This is a genomic window from Nostoc sp. C96 (assembly GCF_059384975.1).
This window is the reverse complement of the sequence record NZ_CM182020.1, coordinates 5,662,546-5,678,555: the sequence shown is the minus strand read 5'-3', so window position 1 is coordinate 5,678,555 and position 16,010 is coordinate 5,662,546. Positions and strand designations below refer to the sequence as shown.

The window sequence follows — 16,010 nt, the reverse complement described above, 5'->3', positions numbered from 1 at the left end:
TCACCAACCAGGCAGAAGACAAAAATCAAAAGCCTTGATGTCTGACTCTGGTGTTATCTATAAAATCCATCTAAGATTCAAAATCTCAAATCTAAAATTTTTTGTCGGTCATGGCTAAGTTAGTGGTTTTGAAATTCGGAGACGCTAGTTTCAACCAAGGGTTTGCTGTTACACTTCAGATTGGTGAAGAAAGCGATCGCCCAACAACAGAAATCACTGGTAGATTACCACCATGCCCAGAAATGCCGCTTTACTACACCCGCTGGCAATCAAGTTATCGCCAAATTGGTAATAGTTATCGGTTGGATGCTGAGAAAATTCAAGTCACGAATGTTTCCATCACCCAAAGTTGTCAAGATTTAGCACACGTTTTACAGGCACGTTTTAATACTTGGTTACGCACCGAAGAGTTTCGCCCTTTAAGAGAAAAATGGTTAGAGAAACTACTACCAACAGATGAAGTAAGAGTAATTTTGCAAACAGATAATAGTCAATTGCAGAGATTACCTTGGCATCTGTGGGAATTACTCGATCGCTATCCCAAAGCAGAAATTGCGATCGCCTCACATACCTATGAACACAGACTTCAGCCCCGTACCCATAAATCAAAAGTCAAAATTTTAGCTGTTGTTGGTGATAGTCAAGGAATTGATACCCAGGCTGATTTAGCTATTTTGCAACAATGTCAGAATGCTGATATCACCTTTTTAGTAGAACCACAGCGTCAACAACTAACCGATTATCTCTGGGGAGAAAATTGGCATATTTTATTTTTTGCTGGACACAGTTCTAGTCAGGAAAATGATGTCAGCGGGAGGATTTATTTAAACAAAACTGATAGCCTCAGCATGAGCGAGTTAAGATATGCCCTCAAGCAAGCCATTGAACGTGGTTTGCATCTGGCAATTTTTAACTCCTGTGATGGTTTGGGACTGGCGCGAGAATTAGCCGATCTCCAGATTCCCCAAATGGTAATTATGCGCGAACCTGTACCCGACCAGGTAGCCCAAGAATTTTTAAAATATTTTTTAACTAGTTATGCTGAGGGAGAAACTTTATATCAAGCAGTCCGCCAAGCACGGGAACGCTTACAAGGCTTAGAAGATAAATTTCCCTGTGCGACATGGCTACCAGTAATTTGCCAAAATCTGGCCCAGATACCCCTGACTTGGCAAGAACTTACACCTCCTCTTACGCCAGCCGTTGAGATTTTACCCGCACACCCCCAATTGAAATGGAAATTAGGTTTATTTTCGAGTTTGGTGATGACAGGTGTAATTTTGGGACTGCGGTTTTTGGGAGTCTTCCAAGGTGCAGAACTGCAAGCATTCGACTCTATGATGCGATCGCGTCTTGATGAAGGCCCTGATCAGCGACTATTAATTATCACCATTGACGATACTGATTTAGTTCACCAACGCCGTAACGGTGAAGTTTTAAAAGGAACTTCTTTGTCTGATAAATCACTCAATGCCTTACTGATAAAATTACAAGAATACAAACCGCGAGCGATCGGTTTAGATATTTATCGTGATTTTTCTGCCGAACTGCCAGACTTGGCTAAAAGGCTGCAAAAAACTGATAATTTGATAGGTGTGTGTAAAGGTAGTGATTCAACAGTCATGACCAAAGGCATTGAACCACCACCAGAAATTCCCAAAGAACGGCAAGGTTTCAGCGACTTCCTTCACGATACTGATGGAGTTGTGCGTCGTCATCTGATGTTTTTCACCCCAGAAACAGCATCTTTATGTTCCGCTGACTATGCTTTTAGTACACAATTAGCCTTTCGTTATCTTTTACCCTTGGGAATTTCACCAAAATTTACCCCTCAAGGGAACTTACAGTTAGGTAAGACTGTTTTTCCTCGGCTATCATCTCGCAGTGGCGGTTATCAAGGTATTGATGCCAATAGTGGGCAAACCTTACTCAACTACCGCGCTTCTCAGAAGATTGCAGAAACAGTCACACTCACCCAAATTTTATCTAGTCCGATGAACCCTAATGCCATCAAAGACCGGATTATTTTGATTGGAGTGACAGCTAGAGGTGATTTTCCTGACTATTGGGCGACACCATTCGGTAGCAGATTAGAAGTGCAAATGCCAGGAGTCATGGTACAAGCACAAATGATCAGCCAAATTATTAGTGCCGTTTTGGATAAACGACCTTTGCTGACAGTTTGGCCTTTTGGGTGGGAAATATTGTGGATTTGGGGTTGGTCTATGGTAGGAGGATTGTTAGTTTGGCAGTGGCGACGGCTCCCCTTGTTGGCATTAGCATTGGGTATCACTTCTGGCATACTTTATTTACTGTGTCTTAGTCTATTAATCTGCGGTATATGGGTGCCTTTTGTCCCTTCAGCTTTATTGCTAATAGGGACAGCAAGTGCGATTTCTATACAAAACTGCACATCAGACTTTTGGCAAAAATTGAACCATAAATAATTAATTGTCAGAAACATCAGTTTAAGCAGATAAAATTAACTGTTTCAGCCACACACAACTGGAGTTTACAACTGATGAGACTATTATTCGGATTAACTCTAGGCTACTTAGGTTTTTTAACTAGTCAAACCCTGGTACTAGCAGCACCAGTGCCAATAGCTAGTCATAATCTGAAAACTTTATCCCAACAAGTAAATTTTAATCCACCTAAACCACCCGCAGATCCACCACCTGGGGGTAGAGTTTTGGGTGGTGCAAAACGCGGTTCTTGTCCCCCAGTCAAACAAGATTTGACTGCTTTAGTACCCTTTACTCAAGAACCACCGTCAGTTACAAATGTTTGGTCATTAACTACATCAGCACATCCCACATTTTGGTTTTATGTGCCATATTCCCAAACAGCAAATCTTCCGGCTATGTTTGTGCTGCAAGATCAACAATCCAAGGACTTCTATAAACAACCTATAGCTTTGCCAAATCATCCAGGAATCATCAGTGTTTCTCTACCTGCTAATGCTCCTGGGTTAGCTGTTAATCAACAATACCGTTGGTTTTTGACTTTTGCTTGCGAGACACAAGAAGACTCACCTCCTATTTACGTTGAAGGAGTAATCCAACGAGTTAAACTCAGTCGAGAAATTACCCAAGAACTACAAACAGCTACACCTTTACAACAGTTTGCCATCTATGCCCAAAATGGTATTTGGCACGAAGCAATCACAACACTAGCCAAACTCAGACAAGAACATCCTCAAGATCCAGCCCTGAAAACACAATGGCAAAATTTGTTAGCCAGCATCCGTTTAGGTAATGTTGCAACAGAACCAATCTTGTCAGATAAACATTAAAACAAGGGTGTGAGTGCTGAGTGTAGAGAAGCAGAGAAAATATTTAAGTACTCCCCACTCAGCGAGAAGTTGCGTGCGCGGATTCCCCGCGTTGAGCAAACTTCGGTGACTCTGCACTTTTTACGCCAGACAAGCCAAAAAATCTTGCTTGAGTTTGGCTTCATCTAAATTCCGCCCAATAAAAACTAATTCGTTTTTGCGGGTTTCGCTTGGTTTCCAAGGGCGATCTGGTCTACCATCAAATATCATGTGTACCCCTTGAAAAACAAAGCGATTGTCTTCTCCAGCAATATTTAAAATCCCTTTCATCCGAAAAATATCGGTGCCTTGAGTACGCAATAATTCACTCATCCAAGCGTGTAATTTTTCCCCATCCAGCGCTCCTTGGGCGACTAAAGCCACAGAATAAACGCTTTCATCATGTACGTGAGCATCTTCGCCTAAAAAATTGGGATCAATTTCTAAAGCGCGATTAAGGTCGAAGGCTTGCACACCCAATAACGCATCCATTGATAATTCTGAGTTGCGGGTGCGATAAATTTTGGCGATCGCATTCATTCCCCGAATCCGCTTTTCTAATTCTGCTAGTTCTTCTGGTGCAACTAAATCAGTTTTATTAAGTAAAATAACGTCGGCAAACGCAATTTGTTCTTGAGCTTCATCTGCTTCCCAGTGTTGCCAAATATGCTTGGCATCAACCACCGTCACCACTGCATCTAGCGACAATTGATTTTGCATATCTTCATCGACAAAGAATGTCTGAATGACTGGTGCAGGATCAGCTAAACCCGTAGTTTCAATTACTAAATGGTCAAACTTATCACGTCGCTTCATCAAATTACCGATGATGCGAATTAAGTCGCCACGGACTGTACAACAAATACAGCCGTTATTCATTTCAAATATTTCTTCATCGGCATCAATAACCAATTGATTATCAATGCCTACTTCCCCAAATTCATTCACAATCACTGCAACTTTTTTGCCGTGTTCGTAAGTGAGAATGTGATTGAGTAAAGTTGTTTTACCTGCTCCCAAATAGCCAGTTAAAACAGTCACAGGAACTGAATTTGTCATTACATCAGCCACCATATCACCAAAACCTCTGTTCTCGTCTGAATGATAATCTCACCCATGATAAGCGGTTTTAGATTTTTGTGTGAATTTGCAGATAATTCATATTTTTTTGAAATTAACAACTATCCTAAGTAATACTTTTTATAAATTTAAACTTTAAGTTTACAAGCATTAAAAACTAGCCAATTGTCTAGATTCAGGCATTTTAATCTCATGGTATATTCGCTCTGACCGATGTAAGTATCTGCCTGAAACGAGGAATCTATGGTTAACAAAGAATCGAATGGCAAGATTGCATTGATTACTGGCGCAAACAAAGGTCTGGGATTTGAAATGAGTCGCCAACTTGCCCAGCATGGATTAACAGTTTTGATCGCAGGTCGTAATCTCCAAGCGGCGCAAACAGCAGCAACAACTCTCCAAAATGAAGGATTATTGGCTGAAGCGATCGCACTTGATGTTAACAACAGTAGCCAAATTCAGACCGCCGTTCAAGAAATTAGCGATCGATTTGGCAAACTTGATGTTCTGCTCAACAATGCAGGGGTAATGTTGGATGGTGAATGGATAATCAGCAACGCGAGTTCCGTTTCTTTAGACATTATCCGCAAGACCTTCGAGACTAACTTTTTTGCCTTAGTCGAAGTGACTCAAGCGTTATTGCCTTTGATTTTAAAAAGCCCAAGCGGTCGGATTGTCAATATGACCAGCATTGAAGCTTCACTTACACTTCACGCCGATCCAAACTCGTTTATTTATGATGCCAAACCCTTTGCTTATAATGCTTCCAAAGCAGCAGTCAATTCTTTCACCGTTCACTTAGCGCATGAGCTACGCAATACACCAGTGAAAATCAATAGCGCCCATCCCGGTTGGGTAAAAACAGAATTAGGTGGTGAAGGCGCAATGATGGACATTACTGAAGGCGCAAAAACAGGTGTTCAGTTAGCAACTCTGCCTGATGATGGGCCAAGTGGCGGCTTTTTCCATTTGGGTGAGCCTGTGCCTTGGTAGTTTTGTTGCTAAGATGCGTAGACACTCTGTGGCTTGTCGTAAGACATCGCTTCTTGAAATTCTTTTTGATCCTTGTAACTGGTGTAGTGCTGTACTATTGTTAGCGATCGCATTTTTTAATATAGAGGTTGGCAATCTTCTAGTTCGATCAATCCGCTGTACCTGAATTGTGAGGTTGCTGAAGGTTCTTGTGTGAACACTTTTGCATAAATAACTCATAATGTTTTGCCAAAGCAACTGGGTCTGGTTGTATGATTTTCTGTTTTGGGAAAGATAAACTTTGACCCAGATATTCTATGTAAGAAGTTGCCAACAATTCAGGAGAAAGCAGAATTTTATGTGTTTCAGGATGAATAGATAACAAATACAAATCAAAAAGAGTATGTATATCTGATCTTAATGGCAAACCATTAGCTATGTGATTAGTTTCAGTACCCTTGTATGGAATGATATGTGCTGCTTCGAGAGCAGGTTCAGCATTACATCCCGTTATTGGACATTGATAATTATAAGCTTCTAACAGTTTACGACGAAACTCTGCTTGCCCTTGCCGCTGGACAATAGAAGTATTTACTCGCTGCCTTGCATCTTCAATATTTTCAGCATTGAAATAACCTTCAGCTTCAACTAATTGACGCTGCTCATATAGTTCAGGCTGTTCTTTTTTAAATATTGATGAAGTAGATTTAAAGGAAAGCGGGTAAGCCTCCTTGAGGAGAAACTTAGAAATTTCTTCTAAATTATCAGATGGTGAAAGTTCAAAAAAATAAGGAAAATTTCTCTCCCAAGCATTATTAATTTTTGTTCGTTTCTGGAGATTTATGGTAAGTGGGATTTGATGTAATTTTGAATAAGGTTCAGCACGAAAATAAATTCTTAAATTTGGGCTATTTTTTCGGTGGTACAGGAATAAAAACCGATTACCTGTTTGATGAAAGATTGCACAAGTATTCTTTGCTTCTTTGCGCTCAATATCCGAAATTTGCTTTTGCATTAAGCTAAGGAGCGCATCACAGGTTATTTGTGACTCAATATGACTATCTTCGTGGCTGGTCACGATTTAAATAGATACTTAAATTTTGGCACTTCAATTATCTTGCTTTATTTTGAGATTGCCAAGATAAAGCAATCCACTAGATTAGAGATAATATTTCTAGTGTAGTAATTCTCTAGTATTTAGTTATGACTCAATCCATACCCAAGTTAGTAACCTTTGAGGAATTCATTGATCGCCTATCTGACAATTCCGGGGTACGCTACGAATTACATAATGGAAGTATTGTTGAAATGGCACAACCAGTAGGAGACCATGAGGAAGTCAAGGGTTTTTTGACAATCAAGATTAGTGCTGCAATTGACCGATTAGAACTTCCCTATCTTGTCCCCAACCAAGCCATCGTTAGACCTCTGGAAAAAGATTCTGGTTATTTTCCCGATGTTTTGGTGCTAAATCGGGCAAATTTGGCAAATGAACCATTATGGAAAAAAGCATCTACCATCAGTTTAGGTGCTTCGATACCTTTGGTAATTGAGGTTGTATCAACCAACTGGCGAGACGATTACTATTTAAAATACGCTGATTACGAAGAGATGGGTATTCCCGAATATTGGATTATCGATTATGCAGCTTTGGGTGGACGCAATTTTATCGGGAATCCTAAACAACCAACCATCTCGGTTTGTAATTTAGTTGATGGAGAATATCAAATTAGTAAGTTTCGAGATAGAGAACGCATTATCTCCCAAATTTTTCCTGAATTAAATATTACCCCAAATCAGATTTTTCAAGCTGGTTTGGTATAGAAACTCTACTAAACCATTGAGTATAAACTGTTGCTTGTAAACTGTCATAGTTCGGCTGACGCTTACGACCCAAGCCTATAACTCATAACCTCTCACCTCTCACCTACTATACGTCGGATTTTGTGCCAAATTAATCCAGCCACAATTAATCCTAAACCAACTTGCCAGATAGCAGACTCTACCCAAAAAGCTAGAAATAAACAAGATAACAGACCCATCCAGCCTACCCATACTGGATATAATCTCTCTGATGCAGTCAGTTTGAGAGAAGCTAAGTTGGTAATTGCGTAATAAATTAAAACACTAAAGGCGCTAAACGACCAAGTAGTTTTGACATTACCTAAAAATACTAAAAGTGCGATCGCAATTCCCACTACAATCACAGCCCAGTATGGGGAATTCTGTTCGCGGTTGAGTCTAGCTAAAAATTTGGGCGCGTCGGCACGGCGACCCATCGCTAATAAAACGCGCGACAAGCCCAAAATCAAGTTCAACAGCACACCCAACATTGCGGTCATTGCACCAACCGCCAACACCACAGCCACACCAGAACCCGCCACATTACGGGCGACAACTTCTAACGGTGCTGCGTTGCTTTGTCCTGTAGCATCACTTAAAAAATCTGCGCCTACAGCCCCAATACCAACAGTTGCGACAACTATATATAACAGCATTGTCAGCAGCAAACAGAGAATTATCGCTTTGGGAATTGTTTCCCTCGGAGAATGGGCTTCTTCTCCCATTGTGGCAATACGCCCGTAACCAGTGTAAGCCACAAACATCAAGGCGCTGGCGTGAAGTATCGCCCCTGGAGAATTAGTGAAAAAGGGTGTCAAGTTTGCCATACCCACTGTTGCTACACGCGGTAGACAAACCAGTACAAATAAACCTAATGACACCAATGTTACTGAAACAATGACTGTATTGGCAGCATTAGACCGTCTAATCCCGCTTAATACAATTCCTGTCATCACAACTACTGCTAACACAGCCACAGGTACAAGCCAACTGTTATTCCACCCTAAAATATTTAGGAAGTAACCAGCAAAACCTAAAGCAGCTGTAGCAGCAGAAGCAGTTTTTGCTACCAAAAACATCCAACCTGCGGTAAAGCCAAAAGCCGGAGTCAAATATTTATAACCATATTCATAAGTTCCACCACTAACTGCATGATTAGCAGCTAACTGGGCGCTATTCAGACCATTACAAGTGGCAACAATTGCCCCAATTACCACCGCCAGAATTACCGCTGGGCCAGCTATCCCCGCCGCAATTCCAATACTGACAAATACACCCGTTCCGACAATCGAACCCAGCCCCATCAGGGTTGCACCAAAAACGCCTAACTCGCGTTTGAGTTGGGTTGGTGAATTGCTAACGGACATCTTTTAGATCTCCTGATTTAGAAAATTAGAGATGTAGCACTCATTGCTGAGGATACCACTACAGAAATACAGTAGAGACAAGAAATTTCGCCATGTTTTGATACGTAAAAAAGTCTATTTTGTAAAAAATACATAAAAATAATGCGTTTTTGTAATTAGTATTATTGTCCGAATGTATTTGTCTTGATACACTCAAAAACTTACCAAGGAAATGCTTATGGGCTTTTCAACTATTTTTATCCAATCAAAAATAATCAACTTTATTGTATAAAATGATACTATAAACTATAGTATTTAGACTTACAGTAATTTTACTAAAGTAAAATTACTGTAAGTCTAAATAAATGTCTGATACTCTGCGTAATTCATTGGGGATAGCATCAATAGTTATAGGGTTGAATGCGATCGCGGCAACAACTGTATCTGCTAATCCGACAATCCAAAGCAATGTAATTTCTGAGACCAATAGTGCAGACTCGGAAAACGAGATTCAAGGTCAAGTAACATCCGTATCGCAACTGACAGATGTGCAACCTACAGATTGGGCATTCCAGGCTTTGCAATCATTGGTTGAGCGCTATGGCTGTATTGCAGGCTATCCCAATAGCACTTATCGCGGAAATCGCGCCCTAACTCGTTATGAGTTTGCCGCAGGTTTGAATGCTTGTCTGAATCGAATTAATGAACTGATTGCAACCAGTACAGCAGACTTAGTAACAAAAGAAGACTTAGCAACTTTACAAAAACTCCAAACAGATTTTGCTGAGACTTTGACAGAAGTGAGAGGCAGAGTTGATGCCTTAGAAAATCGCACCGCTATTTTAGAAAGTCAGCAATTTTCCACCACCACTAAATTCAATGGAGAGGTAATTTTTAGTGTAGGTGGTGTGTTTGGCGAGGATAGAGCCATAGATTCTGACCGTTGGCGCAGAATTGAAGGGGGAGCGAGTACCAGAGAAGCTGAATATGCCGCTTCAGGTGGTCGACGGTTGCAAGATAACATAATATTTAGCGATCGCATCCGGCTTAACTTTGTTACGAGCTTTACTGGTAAAGACCAACTGTTGACGCGTTTAGAAGCAAACAACACCATACTTTTTAATAACCCAGTTTCGGGTACAAGCATGACCCGCCTTTCTTGGGATGGAGACACTAATAACGAAGTCTTAGTTGGAAAATTATTTTATCGCTTTCCAGTTGGTGACAAAATCAACGTCACTTTAGATGCAATTGGAGGCGAATTTTACGACAACTTCAACAACTTTAACCCTTTGTTAGCATCAATTCCCTTGGGTGCTATTTCCCGCGCTAGTCGTTTTTCCCCTATTTATCGTGCTAGTAACAGTGGCTCTGGCGTGAATTTTGGTACAGGAGTTAGTGCAAACTTTAAACTCAGTGATGCAATTACCTTATCTGGAGGTTATCTTGCTAGAAGAGCCAATGACCCAACAGAAGGAAGAGGCCTATTTGATGGTAGTTACGGCGCAATAGCACAATTAGCCTTCAAGCCTAACAAAGACCTTTCCTTAGGATTGACCTACGCTCATTCATACTTTAGTGGCGCTAATAATGATGTAGCAGTTTCCGGACTGTACGGTGGTGCCTTTGCTGACCAACCATTTGGTGCAGGACTGGCCACTTCTGCCAATCATTACAGTTTCCAAACCAGCTATCGTGTCAACCCAAAATTTGTCTTGTCTGGCTGGGTGGGTTATACTCAGGCGATCGCAGAAACTACACTCTTGCCTAACGTTAATCGTGGTAATCAAGCAGACATCTGGAATTGGGCAGTAACTCTTGCTTTCCCTGACTTGGGTAAAAAAGGTAACTTAGGCGGTATCATCTTCAGTCAACCACCTAAAGTAACAGACAATGACTTTGGCGGTGTGCGTACTGCTACTAGCCCTCGCCGTGAAGATTCTGATACATCCTATCGTCTAGAAGCATTGTATCGCTACCAAGTGAATGACAGTATCTCAATTACACCCGGATTACTTGTGATATTCAACCCCGAACATAACAGCAACAACGATACAATCTACACTGGTATCATTCGGACTACATTCTTGTTCTAGTTCTTGAGAAAAAATTTAACTTCTTACATATTCAATCCCTCCAAATGAGGAGGGATTGAATATTTTGTTATTGCATTTCTCTAAAATTTCAAGGATTAAGTATTTGATTTAAAGACAAGATAAATCCTGGCAATATATCTTCACCAGATAGTGTAGGTGGTTGTTCAACAGCGAAATTGATAACTTCAACCTCAACATTAGGGCGATAAATTTCAACTAAAGGTGTGAAAGGATCAATCAACCAACCTAAACGCGCACCGTTATCTTGATACTCTTGCATTTTGGCACGCAACTTTTTGAGAGAATCAGTTTGAGAGCGCAGTTCAATCACAAAATCGGGACATAGAGGTGGGAAGCGTCTCCGTTGGTCAGTGGTTAGTGCATCCCAGCGTTCTTGCTTCACCCAAGCAACATCCGGCGAACGATAAGCACCATTTGGTAAGCGAAATTCTGTAGAGGAATCAAATACTTTGCCTAGCTTGGCTTGTTCATTCCAAATATAAACTTTAGCTGTCAAGCCTGAATTTTGGATGCCACTTTCGCCGCCAGTTGGAGGCATAATTATCAGTTCTCCATCTGCGGTAAGTTCTATACGCCATTCATCATTGGCTAGACATATTTGATAAAACTGTTCATCAGTTAAACCTACGGCAGGTGGTATGTTGAGGGTGAGAGCTTCCATAGGTATTTTGCCAATAAGATTAATTTTATTATCAGCGATCGCCTATCTCCAAAGTCTCATGTAATGCGATCGCTTGATATCAGATTTTCGTTAAGTTACAGGTTTTTCTGTTGCCTTCGTTATATAGCGAAGCATTAATTCAAAATCTTGGCGGATTTCTAAAACTTTTTTAACCCAAGTATTGGAAGCTGCGATCGCATTTTCTTCCTGTTGACGAGCATTGATAATTTGTTGTTCAATCTCTCCATAAACCTGTTGCTCAAATTCACGTAATTGCAATTCCATTTGATTTTCTAAGTTTTTAGCAATTGCTTGAAACTGGCTGGTAATATCACTACGAATATCTGCCATTTGTTTTTCTCGCTGCTGTTCTTGTTGGGCTGTATAAGCATCTGACGCTAATGACAAAAGTGCCAGGCCAGGCCCAATAACCATAGCTAAATTACCGATATTTTTAGCAATTCCGACTGCTTGCCAAGGTTTAAAATCAAAGCCAACAAATTTTCCTACTGCTAAAACAGTCTGATGTAAACCACTACCTGCTACATCCATAGAACGTAGAAAACCACCACTACTACTAGCCGTAGATAAGACATCTCTCTTGGCAAACTTGGCAAAATTGCTTAACTCGACTCCTGCTTTCTCGCCGATATCTTTTAACCAGTTAATTTGACCTTTGATTCGGTCTACATCCATATCAGCATTGACATTACTAGCAGAAATATTTTGATTTTTTTCTAAGCAAGTTATGAAAGTTTGTACTAGATTACCTTGCAGTACTTCTTCAACTTCTTGCCGGATATCTTCTACTGCTGTGTTAATAGCATCTTGCAATTTTTTTTCTGCTTTTTCATAGTGCTGTTGCACATTCATCTCAGTCTGCTGGTTCAAGATAGCAAAATCCTGATCGCTTCCTACAGCAGTAGCAAGGTTTGTCCCTTCCTTGGCGACTCCTGCTGACATTTGTAGAGCTATATTCTTAACTGTAATTCGCAGGCGATCACGTTCTTTACGTACTGTGCGAGATAAACGTGTTAATACTTCTAAAAAAGCCGAGTCTTGGTTGGAGTTGCGTGTAAAACTTAACTGAGCTTCATCAACACAACTGAGTACAATTCGGATAGGTGTATCAAAACGAGCTAAGACTGAACGGCTTTTAACAAATTTATTCAGTTCATCCAAAAAAGTTTGGAAGCGACTGATATCAATTAAAAATTCGTCATTTTGATCTACACCCTCACAATAATCTTTGGCATCAATAAAACATACAGGAAATTCATCAAGTCTATGAAGTTTAATCGCTTCTTCTAGACTATGACGATAATTAGCAATCTTTTGTGCTTCTTCTCCTGCTTCATCAGACATTTTATTGACAACAAGCATCATTTTCCAACGGTAGCCTTTTTCGTATGCTAATTTTTTAAAATTTGCTACTGTGACAGAATCAAAGAGCATATATGTCAAGCAAAATACTAACAAATCAGCTTTATTGATAGCGTTATAGGTAATCGCATCATGGTCTTTACGGTCTGTAAAAAGTCCGGGTGTATCTATAATTTTGATACCGTTACAGTCATAACTAGCAGTTGTATCTGTAGCAATATCAGAATCAATGCGAATATCACGTTTTCCAGTCAGAGCAGAGATTGTGGTAGATTTACCCGCATTATATTGACCAACAAAAGCTACTGACAAAATTCCTTCTTGGTGATGAGATTTTAATTCCTCCCGCAGCTTTTTACGAATAGCTGAAATTTCAGGATGTTTACCTTCAGATAGAATTTTATCAAATTTTACTAAAGTTTTTTTAAACTTCTCATTAATAAGAGCAGCGTTAAAACATTGTGTTTGATGGCTCATATTTTATCTCCTATTTAGTTGCGACTGTAGATTGAATAGATACTTCTTCTTGTAGAATTATTGCAATCTCTTTTGAAGATTTGCGTAGCCGTAATTCAACTTTTGTTGAAATTAGCATACTCTTTCCAAAATCACGGTTTACTTTGCTTATCGTATTGATAATTACTTCATCATTTAGAGGTTCGTATTTATCAGTACACCAATCGATTATGCGTTTGGCATAGGCACGATTAAGATAATTAGATTTTTCGTTTAATTTATTTTTGGCTGTTTCAAGCTGATTAGAAATAATTTCTAATCCTTGGATCATTTCTTCAAAATAAACACTAATACTGGTAGATACAGCATCAGTATATTTATTGAAGTCTGTCTTCGCTTGCTGGATAGTGTTTTGTTGCTGATTAATCAGTTGATTAGATAGTGATTGACAAATATTTTGTACAGCTTCGCGGCGCTTTTGTTCTTTAGATTTTGCCCAGCCAGACATCTGGTTAATAGCAAAACCTATAATTCCTATAACTGCTACTATTGGAGCAATAGCAGGGACTAATAAACCTATAATAGGTGCTGCTATAGTAAGGATATTTCCACCTATTTTCATGAAGTCATGAAATAAGGAATTAGAATCCTGCTCTTTTAATTTAAAATTATTATTAACCAATTTAGTAACAATTTGTAGCTCATTACCTACTTCCTCTAGAAGTTCTTGAATTTCTTTATTAAAGTTATGACTACTTTCTTCATAAGCAGTTTTTAAACGTTGCTCAAATCTAATTGCTTTTAATTTTTGCTCCCATCCCTGATTTAACCGACTATCATTTGCATCCCAAAATTCTTCAGCAAAAGAAGGAATAGAATTAGATGTATCTTGGAAAATAGCTTCAATTTGCTGTAGCAAATACTGTTGATTATCTCTTACAGCTTTTTGGATATCTTTGCGGACAGTTTTATGCTTATCTTTGAGGGTAGTTACTAACTGTTGGTAAACTTGCTCTTGTTGTATTACCCATTGATTAGGTTTGTCAATTGAGCCTACCGTAGAACCTAATAAAGTTTGCGATCGCCTGATTTTTCCATACTCAACTAAAGACAAGCGAATCGAGTCTAAAAATTTTTGCATCTGACTTGCTTGGAACAGCTGGTCTTTAATCTCCTCATGCTCTTCTTCACGGGACATTTGAGCCGCCAGAAGCATGACAGGAATAATCTCAAAATAGTCATTAGCATAATGTTGTTTAGCATAGCGGCGAATACGCTCAATATGACCACCCAGATTACTTTGACCATCCACAGCAAATAGTTTTTCTGGATTTGCTAAAAAATGTTCCAAACGTCGAGAATCACGCAAGTTATTTTTGACATTCAGCAATATAATTAGCGGCTTGACTTTTTCTTTTAACAGTTGCAAAAACTTAAATTCTGTTTCTTGAATACTGTCATTTGTGACCACATAACAAATTACATCAGATTCTTCAATTACATTTTCAGCAATTTCTTCATCTGTTTTACCCCCAGGCGCACCAATTCCAGGCGTATCAATAATCCGAATATTTTTCCACTCATAAACTCGATTAAAACGAGTAGTGCGTTGTTTACCTACACCAATAGCTTCCCATCCATCCCCTGTAATAATGGCGTGGAGAGTGCTTTTTCCAGCTTTGGTTTTACCCATAAACGCAATGCTGAAATGATTTAAAGCGCGTTCCTTAGCTGAAAGTGACTGACGCACACTTTCAATTTCTTTAATGATTTCTACAGTGAGAGCTTTTCTAGTGGCTTCCAGCTGCTTTGCTACCTCTGCTGCGGTTTTGGCTTGTCCTTTACTAGTTGCTTGACGTTGAATTACTGCAAGTTGCTCTTGAATACTCTTTCCTAAATTGTGAAGCGTTTCTCTAGTTCCGTTCAGAGCTAATGCTGCATATTTGTAATCTTCAGAAGCGATCGCTGCACATTGCTGAATGGCACTATCATATTCTTTACCTGATAATAAAAGTTCCTGACGTGATTGCTTAATTTGCCGTCCAATATTTTCTGGTATGATGTTAGCTAAATTATCTACTAGTGCGCGTGACAAGATAGAATCGGCTCCTTTTAAAAGACGCGCTCCAAAAGATAGTTTTGTATCCTCTTTGTTCTCAGAATATTTGTTAACAGTGCTAAAACCTTGTGCTTGTTCAATTAAGGTTTCTACTTCTCCATTTGTCCAATTCCAAATCTGTGCTATCTGCTCCACCATTGCTCGCTCTACAGGAGAAAAGAAACCATCAATATAGGCTACTGCCAGTATTTGCCGTATTGCTTCATTTTGCTCACCTGGACGCACTTGACAAGCTACATCATATACAGTTAAATGATTTTCTTCTTGAGCTAGAATTTTTTCCATTTCTTCGATAGTGCGCCCTCCCATTTTGGTATTTTTTGCTAGTATCTGTAGAGCTTTCGCTTCTTCGCTGTGAATTTGTTGATCAGCACATACTATATGTGTAATAAGTAAAAATGCAAAGTTTAATCGCTCTACTGCCACTGCTATTTGCTCAGTCATATTTTTAACGCGAATTATTAATTTAGACTAAGCAATAATCGCTAAAATGCTGTCAGAAAATATACTTAATTATAAGTACTGCTTCTATAGGTACTCCGTGACCATTACATCATTTTTAACTTAATAAAAATTCAAAATATTAATTAAAATAAAAAACAAAAAAGTTATCCAACGTTGTTCTTTGGATAATTTTCCAATACTGTAATAGAACTTACGCATTTAAATTCTCAAGCTTTCTTAAAAAGGAAAGGCGAAATAAGAGCTAAATTTCCAGCTT

11 protein-coding genes are annotated in these 16,010 nt (G+C 39.4%); 5 read left to right on the top strand and 6 right to left on the bottom strand.

Features of this window, described 5'->3' with window-relative positions:
* The first annotated feature begins 110 nt into the window (after positions 1 to 110).
* Both AC504W_RS24255 and AC504W_RS24250 read left to right on the top strand, forming a co-directional pair.
* A complete protein-coding gene (locus AC504W_RS24255) occupies positions 111 to 2,447 on the top strand; it encodes a CHASE2 domain-containing protein (RefSeq protein WP_494874755.1) in 2,337 nt (778 codons plus the stop codon).
* Positions 2,448 to 2,521: 74 nt separating this feature from the next.
* Positions 2,522 to 3,295 carry a DUF928 domain-containing protein gene (locus AC504W_RS24250; protein ID WP_494874754.1) on the top strand — a complete coding sequence of 258 codons (774 nt, stop codon included), beginning with the start codon at positions 2,522 to 2,524 and terminating at the stop codon, positions 3,293 to 3,295.
* Between the two features lie 120 nt (positions 3,296 to 3,415).
* Here the strand turns inward: AC504W_RS24250 and AC504W_RS24245 are convergent, their stop codons facing one another.
* A complete protein-coding gene (locus AC504W_RS24245; protein ID WP_096580721.1) occupies positions 3,416 to 4,387 on the bottom strand; it encodes a CobW family GTP-binding protein in 972 nt (323 codons plus the stop codon).
* Between the two features lie 249 nt (positions 4,388 to 4,636).
* Between AC504W_RS24245 and AC504W_RS24240 the strand changes: the two genes are divergently transcribed.
* Positions 4,637 to 5,386, top strand: coding sequence for an SDR family oxidoreductase (locus tag AC504W_RS24240; protein WP_494874753.1), 750 nt, complete (start codon positions 4,637 to 4,639; stop codon positions 5,384 to 5,386).
* A gap of 148 nt (positions 5,387 to 5,534) precedes the next feature.
* Here the strand turns inward: AC504W_RS24240 and AC504W_RS24235 are convergent, their stop codons facing one another.
* The gene (locus AC504W_RS24235; RefSeq protein WP_494874752.1) at positions 5,535 to 6,443 is read right to left on the bottom strand and encodes an HNH endonuclease; all 909 of its coding nucleotides are present in this window, start codon (positions 6,441 to 6,443) and stop codon (positions 5,535 to 5,537) included.
* A 125-nt stretch (positions 6,444 to 6,568) separates the two neighbouring features.
* Here AC504W_RS24235 and AC504W_RS24230 point away from each other — a divergent pair, with 125 nt between their 5' ends.
* Positions 6,569 to 7,189, top strand: a complete 621-nt coding sequence (locus AC504W_RS24230; RefSeq protein ID WP_494874751.1) for a Uma2 family endonuclease — start codon at positions 6,569 to 6,571, stop codon at positions 7,187 to 7,189.
* Between the two features lie 92 nt (positions 7,190 to 7,281).
* Here the strand turns inward: AC504W_RS24230 and AC504W_RS24225 are convergent, their stop codons facing one another.
* On the bottom strand, positions 7,282 to 8,574 hold the full coding sequence (locus AC504W_RS24225) for an APC family permease (RefSeq protein WP_494874750.1): 1,293 nt from the start codon (positions 8,572 to 8,574) through the stop codon (positions 7,282 to 7,284).
* Positions 8,575 to 8,918: 344 nt separating this feature from the next.
* On the opposite strand from AC504W_RS24225, the gene AC504W_RS24220 reads away from it, so the two are divergent.
* Entirely contained in the window at positions 8,919 to 10,649 is a 1,731-nt protein-coding gene (locus AC504W_RS24220) for an iron uptake porin (protein ID WP_494874749.1), read from the top strand.
* A gap of 88 nt (positions 10,650 to 10,737) precedes the next feature.
* Here AC504W_RS24220 and AC504W_RS24215 read toward each other — a convergent pair whose 3' ends face one another.
* From AC504W_RS24215 to AC504W_RS24205, 3 genes are all read right to left on the bottom strand, one after another.
* A complete protein-coding gene (locus tag AC504W_RS24215) occupies positions 10,738 to 11,331 on the bottom strand; it encodes a Uma2 family endonuclease (protein WP_494874748.1) in 594 nt (197 codons plus the stop codon).
* A gap of 90 nt (positions 11,332 to 11,421) precedes the next feature.
* On the bottom strand, positions 11,422 to 13,191 hold the full coding sequence (locus AC504W_RS24210) for a GTPase (protein ID WP_494874747.1): 1,770 nt from the start codon (positions 13,189 to 13,191) through the stop codon (positions 11,422 to 11,424).
* 10 nt (positions 13,192 to 13,201) lie between these two features.
* On the bottom strand, positions 13,202 to 15,733 hold the full coding sequence (locus AC504W_RS24205; protein ID WP_494879449.1) for a GTPase: 2,532 nt from the start codon (positions 15,731 to 15,733) through the stop codon (positions 13,202 to 13,204).
* Between the last annotated feature and the right edge of the window lie 277 nt (positions 15,734 to 16,010).

Excerpts from the sequence above, each read along its gene's own strand:
- AC504W_RS24205 (WP_494879449.1), bottom strand. The coding sequence starts at position 15,733 with ATGACTGAGCAAATAGCAGTGGCAGTAGAGCGATTAAACTTTGCATTT.
- AC504W_RS24245 (WP_096580721.1), bottom strand. The coding sequence starts at position 4,387 with ATGGTGGCTGATGTAATGACAAATTCAGTTCCTGTGACTGTTTTAACT.
- AC504W_RS24220 (WP_494874749.1), top strand. The coding sequence starts at position 8,919 with ATGTCTGATACTCTGCGTAATTCATTGGGGATAGCATCAATAGTTATA.
- AC504W_RS24225 (WP_494874750.1), bottom strand. The coding sequence starts at position 8,574 with ATGTCCGTTAGCAATTCACCAACCCAACTCAAACGCGAGTTAGGCGTT.
- AC504W_RS24250 (WP_494874754.1), top strand. The coding sequence starts at position 2,522 with ATGAGACTATTATTCGGATTAACTCTAGGCTACTTAGGTTTTTTAACT.
- AC504W_RS24215 (WP_494874748.1), bottom strand. The coding sequence starts at position 11,331 with ATGGAAGCTCTCACCCTCAACATACCACCTGCCGTAGGTTTAACTGAT.
- AC504W_RS24240 (WP_494874753.1), top strand. The coding sequence starts at position 4,637 with ATGGTTAACAAAGAATCGAATGGCAAGATTGCATTGATTACTGGCGCA.
- AC504W_RS24255 (WP_494874755.1), top strand. The coding sequence starts at position 111 with ATGGCTAAGTTAGTGGTTTTGAAATTCGGAGACGCTAGTTTCAACCAA.
- AC504W_RS24230 (WP_494874751.1), top strand. The coding sequence starts at position 6,569 with ATGACTCAATCCATACCCAAGTTAGTAACCTTTGAGGAATTCATTGAT.
- AC504W_RS24210 (WP_494874747.1), bottom strand. The coding sequence starts at position 13,191 with ATGAGCCATCAAACACAATGTTTTAACGCTGCTCTTATTAATGAGAAG.